The 14,054-nt window shown below is 70.3% G+C and carries 15 protein-coding genes; 9 read left to right on the top strand and 6 right to left on the bottom strand.

All coding sequences use genetic code 11. The features are described 5' to 3' along the window. Nucleotides 1-14: 14 nt before the first annotated feature. Both AC068D_RS33645 and AC068D_RS33640 read right to left on the bottom strand, forming a co-directional pair. The gene (locus AC068D_RS33645) at nucleotides 15-1,265 is read right to left on the bottom strand and encodes a polyamine ABC transporter substrate-binding protein (RefSeq protein WP_478826922.1); all 1,251 of its coding nucleotides are present in this window, start codon (nucleotides 1,263-1,265) and stop codon (nucleotides 15-17) included. 49 nt (nucleotides 1,266-1,314) lie between these two features. Beyond that, nucleotides 1,315-2,829, bottom strand: coding sequence for a gamma-aminobutyraldehyde dehydrogenase (locus AC068D_RS33640; RefSeq protein WP_478826921.1), 1,515 nt, complete (start codon nucleotides 2,827-2,829; stop codon nucleotides 1,315-1,317). A 175-nt stretch (nucleotides 2,830-3,004) separates the two neighbouring features. On the opposite strand from AC068D_RS33640, the gene AC068D_RS33635 reads away from it, so the two are divergent. Beyond that, nucleotides 3,005-3,592 (top strand): NADAR family protein, encoded by a 588-nt coding sequence (locus tag AC068D_RS33635; RefSeq protein WP_478826920.1) that lies wholly within the window; start codon nucleotides 3,005-3,007, stop codon nucleotides 3,590-3,592. A 115-nt stretch (nucleotides 3,593-3,707) separates the two neighbouring features. Here the strand turns inward: AC068D_RS33635 and AC068D_RS33630 are convergent, their stop codons facing one another. Continuing rightward, nucleotides 3,708-4,487, bottom strand: coding sequence for a DUF4190 domain-containing protein (locus tag AC068D_RS33630; protein ID WP_478826919.1), 780 nt, complete (start codon nucleotides 4,485-4,487; stop codon nucleotides 3,708-3,710). A gap of 128 nt (nucleotides 4,488-4,615) precedes the next feature. Between AC068D_RS33630 and AC068D_RS33625 the strand changes: the two genes are divergently transcribed. The 6 genes from AC068D_RS33625 (at nucleotide 4,616) to AC068D_RS33600 (ending at nucleotide 10,341) form a co-directional block, all read left to right on the top strand. Further along, on the top strand, nucleotides 4,616-5,641 hold the full coding sequence (locus AC068D_RS33625) for an adenosine deaminase (RefSeq protein WP_478826918.1): 1,026 nt from the start codon (nucleotides 4,616-4,618) through the stop codon (nucleotides 5,639-5,641). A gap of 12 nt (nucleotides 5,642-5,653) precedes the next feature. Continuing rightward, nucleotides 5,654-6,361 carry a glycerophosphodiester phosphodiesterase gene (locus AC068D_RS33620; protein WP_478826917.1) on the top strand — a complete coding sequence of 236 codons (708 nt, stop codon included), beginning with the start codon at nucleotides 5,654-5,656 and terminating at the stop codon, nucleotides 6,359-6,361. Continuing rightward, nucleotides 6,349-7,143, top strand: coding sequence for an SAM-dependent methyltransferase (locus tag AC068D_RS33615; protein ID WP_478826916.1), 795 nt, complete (start codon nucleotides 6,349-6,351; stop codon nucleotides 7,141-7,143). The genes AC068D_RS33620 and AC068D_RS33615 overlap by 13 nt, the downstream gene beginning before the upstream one ends. Before the next feature lie 56 nt (nucleotides 7,144-7,199). Further along, on the top strand, nucleotides 7,200-8,342 hold the full coding sequence (locus tag AC068D_RS33610) for a sensor histidine kinase (RefSeq protein WP_478826915.1): 1,143 nt from the start codon (nucleotides 7,200-7,202) through the stop codon (nucleotides 8,340-8,342). Further along, complete coding sequence (locus AC068D_RS33605; protein WP_478826914.1) at nucleotides 8,339-9,061, top strand: response regulator transcription factor; 723 nt, start codon at nucleotides 8,339-8,341, stop codon at nucleotides 9,059-9,061. Before AC068D_RS33610 ends, AC068D_RS33605 begins: the two co-directional genes overlap by 4 nt. Nucleotides 9,062-9,156: 95 nt before the next feature. Then, on the top strand, nucleotides 9,157-10,341 hold the full coding sequence (locus tag AC068D_RS33600; protein ID WP_478826913.1) for a serine hydrolase domain-containing protein: 1,185 nt from the start codon (nucleotides 9,157-9,159) through the stop codon (nucleotides 10,339-10,341). A 5-nt stretch (nucleotides 10,342-10,346) separates the two neighbouring features. Here AC068D_RS33600 and AC068D_RS33595 read toward each other — a convergent pair whose 3' ends face one another. Genes AC068D_RS33595 through AC068D_RS33585 form a run of 3 tightly spaced genes read right to left on the bottom strand, consistent with a single transcriptional unit; the run spans nucleotide 10,347 to nucleotide 12,638 of the window. Further along, entirely contained in the window at nucleotides 10,347-10,895 is a 549-nt protein-coding gene (locus AC068D_RS33595; RefSeq protein ID WP_478826912.1) for a hypothetical protein, read from the bottom strand. Nucleotides 10,896-10,927: 32 nt separating this feature from the next. Continuing rightward, nucleotides 10,928-11,452, bottom strand: a complete 525-nt coding sequence (locus AC068D_RS33590) for an HXXEE domain-containing protein (RefSeq protein WP_478826911.1) — start codon at nucleotides 11,450-11,452, stop codon at nucleotides 10,928-10,930. Nucleotides 11,453-11,465: 13 nt separating this feature from the next. Further along, nucleotides 11,466-12,638, bottom strand: coding sequence for a polyamine ABC transporter substrate-binding protein (locus AC068D_RS33585; protein WP_478826910.1), 1,173 nt, complete (start codon nucleotides 12,636-12,638; stop codon nucleotides 11,466-11,468). 165 nt (nucleotides 12,639-12,803) lie between these two features. On the opposite strand from AC068D_RS33585, the gene AC068D_RS33580 reads away from it, so the two are divergent. Together AC068D_RS33580 and AC068D_RS33575 are read left to right on the top strand one after the other, a co-directional pair. Further along, nucleotides 12,804-13,166: a DUF1304 domain-containing protein gene (locus tag AC068D_RS33580; protein ID WP_478826909.1), complete on the top strand. Its 363-nt coding sequence runs from the start codon at nucleotides 12,804-12,806 to the stop codon at nucleotides 13,164-13,166. Continuing rightward, a complete protein-coding gene (locus AC068D_RS33575; protein WP_478826908.1) occupies nucleotides 13,163-13,720 on the top strand; it encodes a TetR/AcrR family transcriptional regulator in 558 nt (185 codons plus the stop codon). The genes AC068D_RS33580 and AC068D_RS33575 overlap by 4 nt, the downstream gene beginning before the upstream one ends. Nucleotides 13,721-14,054: the final 334 nt, after the last annotated feature.

Below are 14,054 nucleotides of genomic sequence, written 5' to 3'. Positions count from 1 at the left end.
GGGAAGCAGGGACGTCAGGCGCCGATGAGCTTGGCGAACTTCTCTTCGTACGCCGTCTCTTCCTCGCTGCTGAGCGAGCGGAAGGCGTGGGACTTGGCGGCCATGGCCTTGTCCGGGAGGATCAGCGTGTTCTTCGCGAGTTCCGGGTCGATCTTCGTGAGTTCGGGGCCCACGCCCTCGACCGGGCACACGTAGTTGATGTAGGCCGCGAGCTGGGCCGCCACCGGGAGCTCGTAGTAGTAGTCGATGAGCTTCTCGGCGTTGGACTTGTGCCGCGCCTTGGCCGGGACCAGCAGATTGTCGCTGGAGGTCATGTATCCGGCGTCGGGAATGACGAACCGGATGTCGGGGTTGTCGACCCGCAGCTGGACGAGGTCACCGGCCCAGGCCAGACAGGCCGCGATGTCGCCCTTGTCGAGGTCCGAGGTGTAGTCGTTGCCCGTGAAGCGCCGGATCTGCTTCTTGTCGACGGCCTTCTGGACCCGCGCGACGGCCGCGTTGTAGTCGTCGTCGGTGACCTTCGCCGGGTCCTTGCCCATGTCGAGCAGGGTCATGCCGATGGTGTCGCGCATCTCGGAGAGGAACGCGACGCGGCCCTTGAGCTGCGGGTCCTCCAGCAGCTGGGAGACACTCTCGATCTCTCGGCCGCCGGTCGCCTTGGAGTTGTACGCGATGACGGTGGAGATACCGGTCCAGGGGTACGAGTAGGCCCGGCCCGGGTCCCAGTCCGGGCTGCGGAACTGGGGCGAGAGGTGCGCGAAGGCGTTCGGCAGGTTGGACGGGTCCAGCTTCTGTGCCCAGCCGAGCCGGATGATGCGTGCTGCGAGCCAGTCGGTGACGCATATGAGGTCGCGCCCGGTGTCCTGGCCCGCCGCGAGCTGGGGCCTGATCTTGCCGAAGAACTCGACGTTGTCGTTGATGTCCTCGGTGTACTTGACCTGGATCCCGGTGCGCTTGGCGAACGCGTCGAGCGTGGGGTGGCTCTTCTCGTCCTCGCTGATGTCGATGTACTGCGTCCAGTTGGAGAAGGAGATCTGCTTCTCCTGGGCCGAGTGGTCGTCCGAGGCCGCGGCGCCTTCGCCCTCGCGCTTGGCGGGCGGGATCCCGCAGGCGTTCAGGGCGCCCATGCCGCCGATGGTGAGCGCGCCGACGCCGGACGCACGCAGTAGGGAACGGCGGGAGAGGGCGCCCCGGCCGTTCGTCATGCTGCGCCGTATCGCGGCTTCCTGTGCCGCGGAGAGGCGCTCGGGCTCGTACTGCTTCATGCGCTGTGCCCTTTCGGGGATGGTTCGCCGCCGTGGCTGCGGCGAGGGCCTATCGGTCTCCGAAGATCGTGCGGTGCCAGTCCTTCCTGGCAACCGCGGTGTTGTCGTACATCACATGCTTGACCTGCGTGTATTCCTCGAAGGAGTACGCCGACATGTCCTTGCCGAACCCGCTGGCCTTGTATCCGCCGTGGGGCATCTCGCTGATGATCGGGATGTGATCGTTGACCCAGACGCAGCCCGCCTTGATCTCGCGGGTGGCGCGGCCCGCGCGGTACACGTCGCGGCTCCATGCCGAGGCCGCGAGACCGTACGGGGTGTCGTTGGCCAGGGCAATACCCTCGTCGTCGGAGTCGAAGGGCAGGACGACGAGGACCGGGCCGAAGATCTCCGACTGGACGACCTCGCTGTCCTGCCCGGCACCCGAGATCAGGGTCGGCAGGTAGTACGCGCCGTCCTCGAGTGCGCCGCCGGGAGCCCGGCCGCCGGTGACGACGGTGGCGTACGAGCGGGCGCGGTCGACGAATCCGGCGACGCGGTCGCGCTGGGTGTGCGAGACGAGCGGGCCGAGGTCGGTGGACGGGTCGAAGGGGTCACCGAGCCGCACCGTCGCCATCACATCGGCGACTCCGGCGACGAACGCCTCGTACAGCGGACGCTGGACATAGGCGCGGGTGGCGGCGGTGCAGTCCTGGCCGCTGTTGATCAGCGCGCCCGCGACGGCGCCGTGCACGGCGGCGTCCAGGTCCGCGTCGTCGAAGACCAGGAAGGGGGCCTTGCCGCCGAGCTCGAGGTGGAGCCGCTTGACGGTGGCGGTGGCGACCTCGGCGACGCGCTTGCCCACCGGGGTCGAGCCGGTGAACGAGGTCATGGCCACGTCCGGGTGCCCCACCAGATGCTCGCCCGCCTCCCGGCCGGCGCCCGTCACGATGTTGATCACGCCGTGGGGGATGCCGGCCCCGGTGGCGGCCTCGGCGAACATCAGGGAGGTCAGCGGGGTGATCTCGGCAGGCTTGAGAACGATCGTGTTGCCCGCGGCGACGGCGGGGAGCACCTTCCAGGCGGCCATCTGGAGCGGATAGTTCCAGGGGGCGATGGAGCCGACGACTCCGATGGGCTCACGGCGTACGTAGGACGTGTGGTCGCCGCTGTACTCGCCCGCGGACTGGCCCTGGAGATGGCGCGCGGCTCCGGCGAAGAACGCGGTGTTGTCCACCGTGCCGGGCACGTCGAACTCACGGGTCAGCTTGATCGGCTTGCCACACTGCAGCGACTCGGCCTGGGCGAGGTCCTCCGCCTGCTCGGCGAGCACGGAGGCGAAGCGGTGCAGGGCGTCGGAACGCTCCCCAGGGGTCGCGCCCGCCCAGCCGGGGAACGCCTCGCGGGCGGCCGTGACGGCTGCATCGACGTCCGCCGTGCCGGCCAGCTCGTACTCGAGGACCTGCGCTCCGGTGGCGGGATCGACGATTGCGTGGTTACGTCCTGATGTGCCGGGCCGCAACTGGCCGCCGATGTACTGCGTGCCTTCCTTGAAACGGTCCTGCACCTGGAAGCGGTTGCCCATGACGCTCTCCGTTGCTCCAGCTCGAAGTGAGTGCCGATCCTGACAGAGGGATACTCCTCCAACAAGGGATTCCGTAGTTGCCTTTTGGTTACGCGACGGATTCGGTCGACCATGTGTCGCGCCAGCGCTGCGATACCGGTACGGAGTGTCAGTGGTGGCTGTCACACTCGCGTGCATGGCGATCACCAGCACGACCACCGAGGCCCTGATCGAGCAGATCAGAAGCGGGCAGCGGGTCAGATATCTGCACTTCTGGGGACACAGGCCACGGCCGGACGGCACCATCGGCGCCAGTTGTCTGAGTCAGTGGTGGCCGGCGCCGTTCACCGTGGATGGAATCGAGTATGCGACGGCCGAGCACTGGATGATGGCCGCAAAGGCACGTCTCTTCGGCGACACGGACGCCGAGCGCATGGCCGTGGAGGCGGCGAATCCGGCACTCGCGAAGAAGGCGGGCCGTCTGGTGCGCGGGTTCAGCGAGGAGATATGGGAGCGCGAGCGGTTCGGGATCGTGCTCGCCGGGAGTGTGCAGAAGTTCGCGCAGCATCCGGGGCTGCGGGACTTTCTGCTGACGACCGGTGACCGGGTGCTGGTGGAGGCCAGTCCGCTGGACCGGATCTGGGGGATCGGGCTCGCCGCGACCGATGCAGGAGCCCATGATCCGCGGCGCTGGCGCGGGCTGAATCTGCTGGGCTTCGCGCTGATGGAAGCGCGTGAGCGGCTTCGGAGCGGGGAAATCGAGGACCCGCGTACCGAGGCCTGAAAGGCCGAATGTGCCGCAGGCCGGGCCCCGCGCGCTCGCGGAGGAGGGACCCGGAGGCCGGGCGGCGCGGGGGGCCGCCCGGCCGGTCCGTCCCCGTCGGAGTCGGACCGGCCGCTCAGCGCGGAGCGGCGTCGACGACGAGCGTCGTCGCCCAGGGGTCCTCGTCGACACTGCTCTTCTCGTCCAGCTCGTCGGCGTGCGCGAAGAGCCAGGCGAGACCCACGATGAACAGCAGCCCCAGCACGATACCGATCGGACCGAGGATCATCCCCGCGAGGGCCTGGCCCTTGTTGGTCGCCTCGCCCCGCTGGTACCGCTTGCGGCCGATGATGCCGAAGATCAGGGCAAGCGTGCCGAGGACCACGCCCGGCAGGCCGTAGCACCAGCACATACAGACGGCGAGGATGCCGAGCACCATCGCGGCCGTGCCCATGCCGTTCTGCTGCGGGGTGCCACCCATGCCCCAGGTGTTGCCGTACCCCGGGTATCCGGGGTAGCCCGCCGCACCGGGGGCGCTCGGATAGCCGTACCCGGTACCCGCTCCGGCTGCGGCACCCGGAGCGGCCGGGTAACCGTAGGGACCGGGGACGGGCTGCTGCGGCCCGCCGGGGGCTATCGGCGGCGGCGGTACGGCAGCACCGGCGTCCCCGCCGGGAGTCACCGGTCCGGCACCCGGCCCGCCCGCGGGTCCCACACCCGGCATCGATGTCACCGTGAGCTGCTCATGGACGGACGGCCCGGAAGGCCCGGACGGCTGAGCACCCGGCGTGCCCGGCTGCGCGGTCTTGCCGAGCTCGACCCTGCCCTGCTGGTCCTGGGGCGCACTGCGCTCCGGCGGGGCCCACGGGTCGTTCGGCTCGTGTCCGCCGGGCGGCTGTTCGCTCTGGTCTGGCATGGGCCCTCCCCCATCGTGAACTGGTCATGCCCATCGTGAACTGGTCATGCTACGGGCTGCACACCACGTGGTACCCACCCCGCCTACGATGATCCCTGACCCGGTCGGCTCAGCACACGGAGGACCCGATGACCGATCTGAACCCCTTCATCGCGGGGCTCCCCAAGGCCGAACTGCATGTCCACCATGTGGGTTCGGCATCGCCGCGCATCGTGTCCGAGCTCGCCGCCCGCCACCCCGACTCCAAGGTCCCCGTCGACCCTGACGCCCTCGCCGACTACTTCACCTTCACGGACTTCGCGCACTTCATCGAGGTCTATCTCTCGGTCGTCGATCTGATCCGCACCCCGGAGGACGTCCGGCTGCTGACCTTCGAGGTCGCACGGGACATGGCCAGGCAGAACATCCGGTACGCGGAGCTGACCATCACGCCGTTCAGCTCGACCCGGCGGGGTGTCCCGGAACAGGGCTTCATGGAGGCGATCGAGGACGCCCGCAAGGCGGCCGAGGCCGAGCTCGGTGTCGTTCTGCGCTGGTGCTTCGACATCCCCGGTGAGGCAGGACTCGACGCGGCCGAGGAGACCGCGCGGCTCGCGGTCGATCTGCGCCCTGAGGGACTGGTCTCGTTCGGCCTCGGCGGGCCGGAGATCGGGGTGCCCCGGCCTCAGTTCAAGCCGTACTTCGACCGGGCCATCGCCGCCGGGCTGCGGTCCGTACCGCATGCGGGCGAGACGACCGGACCGGGCACCATCTGGGACGCCCTCAACGACCTCCGGGCCGAGCGCATCGGCCACGGCACCAGCGCCCCGCAGGACCCGAAGCTGCTGGCCCACCTCGCCGAGCACCGCATCGCCCTGGAGGTCTGTCCCACCTCCAACATCGCCACCCGGGCCGTCGCGAACCTCGACGAGCATCCGGTCAAGGAGATGGTCGAGGCGGGTGTTCTGGTGACCATCAACAGCGACGACCCCCCGATGTTCGGTACCGATCTCAACAACGAGTACGCGGTCGCCGCCCGGCTGCTGGACCTGGACGAGCGCGGTGTCGCCGCGCTGGCGAAGAACGCGGTGGAGGCATCGTTCCTCGACCCGGCGGGGAAAGCCCGCCTGTCCTCCGAGATCGACACGTACACCGAGCAGTGGCCGGCGAAGTGAGGACAGGCGCCCATGCGCACCGTCACGCTCGTAGGCCACCGCGGTGATCCGTACATCGCCCGCGAGAACACGATCCCGTCGTTGCGCGCCGCGATCGAGCGCGGCGCGGACGCCGTCGAGGTCGATGTCCGGCTGACCCGCGACGGGGTGCCGGTACTGCTCCACGACGACACGCTCAAAAGGCTGTGGGGCCACGACCGCCCGCTCGTCCGGCTCACCCATGCGCAGCTCACCGAGTTGACGTCCGGCGGAGTACCGACGCTGCGCGAGGCACTGGCCGCGGTGGACGGTCATCGGCTGATGCTCGATCTGCCCGGTGCCGACGGGGCCGCCGTGCACACCGTGGTCGGCACGGTCCGGGACTGCGGTGCGCAGGAGCGTGCCTACTACTGCGGCGGCCTGGCCGGGATGGTCGCGGTGCGGGAGGCCGATCCGGGCGCGGAGATCGCCCTGACCTGGACGACTCTCGCCCCGCCCCGGCCGGTCCTGCTGGACGTGGTGCGGCCGCGCTGGCTCAACTACCGCTTCGGGCTGGTGAGCCGGGAACTCACGGACCGGGTCCATGCCGACGGTCTCCTCGTTTCCGCCTGGACCGCAGACATGCGGCGTACGATGCGCAGACTCGTGAACCGGGGCGTCGACTCGATCACCACCAACCGGGTCGCCACCCTTGCCTCCGTACTCCGCAAGTCCCGTGCCGGGAAAGGATGCGCAGCGTGACCGGGAACGACAGGATCCGCACCGACATCGCCCACAACGCCAGGGTCTGGAACTACTGGCTCGGCGGCAAGGACAACTATCTGGTGGACCGCCGGGTCGGCGACCACGTGACGGGCTTGTATCCGAGCATCGGTCAGGTCGCCCGTGCCGACCGGGCGTTCCTGGGCCGGGTCGTGTCCCATCTCGCGGGTGAGGCGGGGGTGCGGCAGTTCCTCGACATCGGTACCGGGCTGCCGACCGTCGACAACACGCACGAGGTCGCCCAGAGCATCGCCCCCGAATCACGCATCGTGTACGTCGACAACGACCCGATCGTGCTGACACATGCCCGCGCGCTGCTCACGAGCACGCCCGAGGGCCGCACCGAATACATCGACGCGGACGCCCACCGCCCCGAGGACATCCTGAGGGCCGTCGAGCCGACACTCGATCTGTCCCGGCCGGTCGCGGTGATAATGCTCGGCATCCTCAACTTCGTTCTCGACACGGACGAGGCCACGTCGATCGTCCACCGCATCATGGACGCCGTTCCGTCCGGCAGCCATCTGGCACTCACCCACCCCACGCTCGAGCTCGGCGGCGAGGGGAACGCCGAGGCGATGGCTTTCTGGAACGAGAACGCGACCCCGCCGATCACCGCCCGCAGCCGCGCCGATTTCGCGCGCTTCCTCGACGGCCTCGAGGTACTGGAGCCGGGCATCGTCTCCTGCGCCCGCTGGCGCGACGGCGGAGCGACGACGGTGGAGGTCGCCCAGTTCGGCGCGGTGGGACGCAAGCCGTAGTGGACGCACCCGGGGCCTGGGAGCGAGTACGGGGGCTGCGCATCAGGAGCCCTTGGGTGGCTGACATCGGACTCGCCGTGCTGGTGCAGGTGGCGTTGACCATGCCGTTCGTGGTGCCGCGCGCACCCGGGCTGCCGGAGGCCACCTGGGCTGCCTACGGGCTGACGACGCTGAGCGCCGTGCCCCTGGTGTGGCGGCGCAGGGCGCCCGTCACCGTGTTCCTCGCCGTGCTGGCGGCGGGTGCGCTGTACCGGTTCACGCTCGACGGCCCGGGTCAGCCCCTTCCGTACCCGGGTCTCGTCGCGGTCTGCACGGTGGCCACACTTTCGCCGCCGCCGAAACGACTGGCGGTCGCGCTCCTGATGTTCGTCGTCATCTTCCCGTCCGTCGCCACCAACTCCGGTGAGGCCAAGGAACTTCTGTTCTCGCTCTTCGTGTTCGGCGCGGCGTATGTCTTCGGCCGGCTCACCGCCACACGGCAGGCGTACCTCAGGGCGGTGGAGGACCGGGCCGCCCAGCTGGAGCGTGCCAACCGGATCGAGGCCGAGCAGGCCGCCGCCCGTGAACGGGCCCGTATCGCACGGGAGATGCACGACATCCTGTCGCACGCCGTCAGCCTGATGATCGTCCAGGCGGAAGCGGGTCCGGTGGCGGTGCGTACGGCGCCGCAGCGCGCCGAGGCGGCCTTCGACGCCATCTCCGAGACGGGCAGGGACGCGATGACCCAGCTGCGCCGGATGCTGGGGGTGCTGCGTGACGGCGATCCCGATCCCGGCCGCGCACCGCGCGAACCGCAGCCCGGGCCGGCCGAACTGGCCGGACTGGTGGAGCGAGTGCGGAGCAGCGGCCTGGACATCGTGTACGAGACGTCGGGTGATGTCCGCCCGCTGCCCGCGGACACCGGGGCAACGGCCCACCGGGTGGTGCAGGAAGCGCTGACGAACGTGGTCAGGCACGCGGAGGCGACCAGGGTCCGGGTGCATCTCGCGTACGGGAGGGATCTGCTGGAGATCACCGTCAGCGACGACGGCCGGGGTCCCACGGCCGCGGGGGACGGCGGTGGCCACGGCCTGATCGGGCTGCGCGAGCGGGCTGCCGCCCACGGCGGCACGGCACGCACCGGGCCGGGACCGCACGGTCGCGGCTTCGAGGTCGCCGTTGCCCTGCCCATAGGATCACCTGCGGAGGTGGGGAGTTGACGATCCGTGTGGTGGTGGCCGACGACCAGGAGCTGGTGCGCAGTGGCTTCGCGATGATCCTGGACGTGCAGCCGGACATCGAGGTCGTCGCCGAGGCGGGGGACGGCGCGGGGGCCGTGGACGCGGTGCGCCGCCTCTCCCCCGATGTGGCCCTGCTGGACATCCGCATGCCCGGTGTGGACGGGATCGAGGCCTGCCGCACGATCAGTTCGGCCTCCCGGTGCCGCACGGTCATGCTGACGACCTTCGACTCGGACGAGTATGTGTTTGAGGCACTGCACGCGGGCGCGAGCGCGTTTCTGCTCAAGGACGTCCGGCGGGACGATCTGGTGCACGCGGTCCGGGTGGTCGCGCAGGGCGATTCGCTGCTCGCTCCCTCGGTGGCCCGCAGGCTGATCGAGGAGTACACCCAGCACACCGCCCGCCCCAGGGCAGCGTCCGCCGGCAATCTGGACGCCCTCACCGCACGCGAACGCGAGACGCTGCTCCTGCTGGGGCGTGGTCTGTCGAACGCGGAGATCGCGGCGTCCTTCGTCGTCAGTGAGCACACCGTCAAGACGCATGTGGGCAATGTGCTGTCCAAGCTCGGTCTGCGGGACCGGATCCAGGCGGTCATCTGCGCCTACGAGACGGGCCTGATCGCCGCCGGGGAGGCGGCAGGGCCTCCCCCTGCCGGGGGAGGCCGCTTGGGTGCATCCCCCGCACCGGCGAGGAATTGAGCGCGGCAGGACCACTCTCACCGGCGATCCGCGCGCAGGACCCGGTCAACAGGATGGAGCCGTAGGAACGACGGTTCACATCACAGGAGTTGACCATGAGAAATCGCATCCGTGGCCTGATCGCAGCCGCGCTCGTACTGGGCGTCACGGCCGGCCCCGCCGCCGTCCCGGCCGTCGCCGGCTCCCCCGCGGCCGCCCGCGCCGACCGGGCCGAGGGCCCGGACGTGCAGGCCCTGCGCACGGCGATCGCCGGACTGCCGAACGCCGGTGCGACGGCCGCGCTGGTGCGGGTCGGGGGCACCGACGGCAGCTGGCGCGGCAGCTCGGGGGTGCACGATCTGGAGTCCGGCCGCCCGGCCGACCCGGACGCGCGTTTCCGGGCCGGTTCGGTGACGAAGGTCTTCACGGCCTCGGTGGTGCTCCAGCTGGCCGCCGAGGGGAGGGTCGGGCTGGACCGGCCGGTCCGCTCGTACCTCCCGGACCTGATCCCCGCGTCCTACGGCGGGGTGACGGTCCGCCAGCTGCTCAACCACACCCATGGCATCCCGGCCGCCGACATGCCCGGCGGGACGGTCGAGGACTGGTACGAGAACCGTTTCGCGGTACACGACCCGCGCGTGATGGTCCGGTCGGCGACGGGCAGGGCACCGGAGTTCGCACCGGGCACGAAGCAGCACTACCTCAACATCGGCTACACCATCGCGGGCCTGCTGATCGAGCGGGTGACGGGTGAGCGCTACGAGGACGAGGTCGCCCGCCGCATCATGAGGCCGCTCGGCCTGCGCGGCACCTCCTTTCCCGGCAGCGATCCGCGGATCCACGGCCCGCACAACCACGGCTACCAGACGATGAGGCTGGACGACGGTACGACCGGGTTGCGCGATGTGACGGTGTGGGGTGTGACGGACGGCTGGGCGGCGGGCGACATGATCTCCACGACCGCCGATCTGGAGCGGTTCCTGAGGGCGCTGTTCGGGGGGAAGGTCGTGCGGGGCCCGCTGCTGGAGGAGATGTTCACACTGCCGGGCCGGGATGTGCGCGACTACGGGACGGGGGACCCGGCCGCCTACTCCGTCGGTCTGTCCATGCAGAAGCTCGGCGGGCGTGAGGTGTGGGGCAAGACGGGCGGCCGCTGGGGCTACAACGCGGCGATCGCCGCCACCCGCGATCTCTCGCGCACGCTCGTCCACAGCGTCAACTCCACGGACGCCAAGGGCCAGGGCATGAATGCCGTGGCGACGAGCGTCGCCGTGGCGGCCTTCGGCGCGCCGTCCTCGTAGTCGGGTCAGACGGCGGCGGTGGTGGAGGCCTCCGCCGCCCGCTCCCCGTCGGCCGGGCCGAGCGCCTCCAGACGCTTGATCATGCGGCGCACGACGAGGAGCGGGATCACCCCGAGGACCCCGAAGGACATGTCGATGACCGACCACCAGAAGGGGATTCCCCGGATCGGACCACAGATCAGTGCGAGGGGGATGATCCCTGCGCAGGCGATCATGCCGAACTCGATGACCCAGATGTTGCGTACGGGGTCGCGGTAGGGCCCGTAGAAGGCGACCGCGATGACGAGGTGGGCAAAGGCGAGCCAGTCGGTGCCGTACAGCAGGAAGGGATACTTCTCGTCGGCGGCGTCGAGGCCGTGGCGGACGCGCTCGATCCAGTCCAGCAGCCCGGGGAGGGCGTCGCCGACGGGCGACGCCCAGGACGTCAGCGCGCTGTGCGCGAAGCGCAGCTCGGTGACGAGGGGGAAGGCCGTCAGCCCGCTCAGTGCCAGGCAGACGATGAAGACGACCAGCCACACGCGTATGCGGCGCAGAAGCGCTCTTCGCTCGCTCATGTCCGCAGCGTACGCCCGCGTTTACGAGCCCTTTACCAGACCCCGGTGATCTTTCTGGCGACGGCGTGCGAGACGATGACGGCACCTGTGGCCGTCGCCAGGCCGGTCAGTACGTCACGCGTCCGGGTGGGCCGCAGCACACCCGCCTTGCGCAACCTGCCCCGCGCCCAGAGGGTGAAGGGCAGCACCAGCAAGGGGGACGTGGCGGAGCCTGGGGTGTAGCCGCGGAATGCGGCTGCCTGGGCCATATGGACGAGGCCGTGGAGTCCGAAGCCGTTCAGCGCCCCTTGATAGAAACCGGACCGGCCTCCTGAGCGGTGCCCGGCCACGGCGGCGGCGCCGACGATCGTGGCCATGGTCCCCACCGCGACGGCGAATTCGCGGTCGTCGACGGACTCCATGGTGCGCCAGAGGCTCTCGGGCGCACCGGGGAAGCGTTTGCGCAGCACCGGCACGTTCTCCCGGATCCAGCGCGGCCCGGAGATCAGCTCCTCCGCGTCGTGCACGGCCCAGGCGGCCAACAACCCATAAGTGACAAGTGAGTTCACTTTTTCCATGATCGCCAGTCTGCTACAGCCCGACGATCGCGTTCCACCGCTTCGTGAATTCCGCACGCTCCTGCGATGTGATGTCCCGGGCGATCGCGAGCCGTTCGCGCATCGCATCGTCGGGGAAGATCAGCGGATCCTCCGCAAGTGCGGCGACTTCCTCGTCACTGGAGTCGGCGAGCACATCGCGGGCGGCCGGCACGGGGCACACGTAGTTCACCCAGGAGGCGAGTTCGGCCGCGACCTCGGGCTCGTAGTAGTAGTCCACCAACGCCTCGGCGTTGCGTTTGTGCCGGGCGAGGTTGGGGATCATCAGCGACTCGGCCCAGAGTTCCGCGCCCTCTTCCGGCACCACGAACTCGATGTCGGGGTTGTCCGCCTGGAGTTGGATGACGTCGCCTGAGTAGGCCTGGCAGGCGAGAACGTCGCCCGTGGACAGGTCCTTGATGTAGTCGTTGCCGGTGAAGCGGCGGATGTGCTTCTGCCGCACCAGCTTCTCGACGCGGTCGCAGACCGTGTGGAAGTCGTCCGGCGTCCAGCGGGTGACATCGACACCATCACCCTGCATCAGCAGAGCGAACGACTCGTCGAGCCCGGAGAGGAGCGTCACCTTCCCGCGCAGGTCGGCGGCCCACAGGTCTGCGATGTGCCGGATTTCGCGACCCAGCTCGCGGCGGTTGTACGCGATGCCCGTGATACCGGACTGCCAGGGGACGCTGTGCCTCCGGCCCTTGTCGAAGTCGGGCGAACGCAACTGCGGATCGAGGTACTCGGCGACGTTGGGCTGTCGGTCGCGGTCCATCTCCTGGACCCAGCCCAGTCGTACGAACCGGGCCGCCATCCAGTCGCTGACGACGATGAGGTCCCGCCCGGTCTCCTGATGGTTCATCAGGGCCGGGCCGATCTTCCCGAAGAACTCGTCGTTGTCGTTGATCTCCTCGGTGTAACGGACGGAGATCCCGGTGCGGTCGGCGAAGGCGTCGAGGGTGGGGCGTCTGGACGTGTCCTCGTCGTCGGTGTCGATGTAGAGGGGCCAGTTCGCGAAGTCGAGGGCCCTGTCCCTGCCCGACAGATCGCGTCCGGCGCGGTCGCCCGGCGCGACGTAGGCCGCGGGCACCCCGCAGCCGGTGAGCGTCAGACCTGCGGCACCGGCCCCGGCGGCGCCGAGCGCGCCCAACAGAGAACGGCGGGACATGAGGTGGCTCCGGGGCGTCACTGGCACACGGGCAGGATGCCGAGCGACCGGTACGGCGGGCAATGGACGGTGCGTCGAGCGGGAGACACCGACCCCGACCATCCTGTCGATCATGGACGCCTGTCTATAATTCATGGACACCTGTCCATGAAGGGAACGGCGGTCATGAACGCTACGGCGAATGTCCTGGTCGGCCTGGTGGCCGCACTGCACGTCTACATCCTGGTTCTGGAGATGTTCCTGTGGGAGCGGGCACCGGGCCGCGGGCTATCGGGGTTCGACGCGGAGATGGCCCGGGCGACGGCGCCCCTGGCCGCGAACCAGGGGCTGTACAACGGGTTTCTGGCTGCGGGACTCGTGTGGGGGCTGATCGCAGCGGATCCGACCGGGTTCCGGGTGCAGGTGTTCTTCCTCGGATGCGTGGTGGTCGCGGGGCTCTACGGCGGGGCCACCGCGAACCGGCGCATCTACGTGGCCCAGGCCCTCCCCGGCGCGCTGGCGCTGGCCGCGGTGCTGGTGGCGCGATGAGCGGGGACCCCCGCGCGGAGCGCACCCGGGAGCGGCTGCGGCACGCCCTGCTGGAGGAGTGCGCCGAGCGGCCACTGGCGGAGGTCAGCGTCGCGGGCCTGGTCCGGCGGGCCGGCCTCGGCCGCGCCACGTTCTATCTGCACTACGCGGACCTGGACGCGCTGGCGGTGGACGCCTGCGCCGAGGTGGTCCGGGATGCGGTGGACGCGCTGCACGCCTGGCGCGGAGTGCCCGGTCCGGCGGCTGTGCCCGCCGCTCTGACGGACTTCTTCACGGAGATCGCCCCGCATGCCCCGCTCTACCGCACCCTCCTCCGCGAGGGCGGCGGCGGCCCGCTCGGCGACCTTCTCCACCGTGAACTGCGCGAGCGCAGTCGCCGGGAACGCGAGCTGGCCGGTGCCCCGGCCGCCGACCTGATCGCCTCGGCCGTGGCCGCGACCTTCACCGGGCTGCTGGCCGACTGGCTGCATGCCCGCATCCCGGGCTCACCGGAGGCCATGGCCTCCCACGTCTGGCGCCTGCTCCTGGCCCTCCACACCACACCGTTGGCCTGAGCCCGACGACGCCAGCCCGGGCCCCGGTGCGCACCGACCGGCAGAGGGCGGGGCCGTGCCGCCCCACGCCCCGGGCCCCGCAGGGACTCCCGACGCCCCACCGACCGGTGGCGTCGGCCGTCACGCCGTGGCCAGCGGCGCGCCGGCCGCGGCCCGGTGGAACGCAGGAGGAGTCGCCGTGCGGCGCTGCGGCGGGCGACGCCGCCGGTTCCGCCCTGCGCCTCTTCCGCAGGGACCCGGCGCACCGCGCGGAGCGCCCGCGAACGCCGAAGGGCGGCCCGCAGGCCCGCCCTTCCCGTGCCGACCCCGCGGGGAGCCGGGGCACGCTCGGGAC

The sequence above is a fragment of the Streptomyces sp. NPDC043861 genome (assembly GCF_056435905.1).
This window is presented reverse-complemented; position numbering and strand designations above follow the sequence as displayed.

Bases quoted from the DNA above. Each gene is read 5' to 3' on its own strand.
- AC068D_RS33595 (WP_478826912.1), bottom strand. From the start codon at position 10,895: ATGAGCGAGCGAAGAGCGCTTCTGCGCCGCATACGCGTGTGGCTGGTC.
- AC068D_RS33585 (WP_478826910.1), bottom strand. From the start codon at position 12,638: ATGTCCCGCCGTTCTCTGTTGGGCGCGCTCGGCGCCGCCGGGGCCGGT.
- AC068D_RS33635 (WP_478826920.1), top strand. From the start codon at position 3,005: ATGGCGATCACCAGCACGACCACCGAGGCCCTGATCGAGCAGATCAGA.
- AC068D_RS33620 (WP_478826917.1), top strand. From the start codon at position 5,654: ATGCGCACCGTCACGCTCGTAGGCCACCGCGGTGATCCGTACATCGCC.
- AC068D_RS33645 (WP_478826922.1), bottom strand. From the start codon at position 1,265: ATGAAGCAGTACGAGCCCGAGCGCCTCTCCGCGGCACAGGAAGCCGCG.
- AC068D_RS33580 (WP_478826909.1), top strand. From the start codon at position 12,804: ATGAACGCTACGGCGAATGTCCTGGTCGGCCTGGTGGCCGCACTGCAC.
- AC068D_RS33625 (WP_478826918.1), top strand. From the start codon at position 4,616: ATGACCGATCTGAACCCCTTCATCGCGGGGCTCCCCAAGGCCGAACTG.
- AC068D_RS33640 (WP_478826921.1), bottom strand. From the start codon at position 2,829: ATGGGCAACCGCTTCCAGGTGCAGGACCGTTTCAAGGAAGGCACGCAG.
- AC068D_RS33575 (WP_478826908.1), top strand. From the start codon at position 13,163: ATGAGCGGGGACCCCCGCGCGGAGCGCACCCGGGAGCGGCTGCGGCAC.
- AC068D_RS33615 (WP_478826916.1), top strand. From the start codon at position 6,349: ATGCGCAGCGTGACCGGGAACGACAGGATCCGCACCGACATCGCCCAC.
- AC068D_RS33600 (WP_478826913.1), top strand. From the start codon at position 9,157: ATGAGAAATCGCATCCGTGGCCTGATCGCAGCCGCGCTCGTACTGGGC.
- AC068D_RS33630 (WP_478826919.1), bottom strand. From the start codon at position 4,487: ATGCCAGACCAGAGCGAACAGCCGCCCGGCGGACACGAGCCGAACGAC.
- AC068D_RS33590 (WP_478826911.1), bottom strand. From the start codon at position 11,452: ATGGAAAAAGTGAACTCACTTGTCACTTATGGGTTGTTGGCCGCCTGG.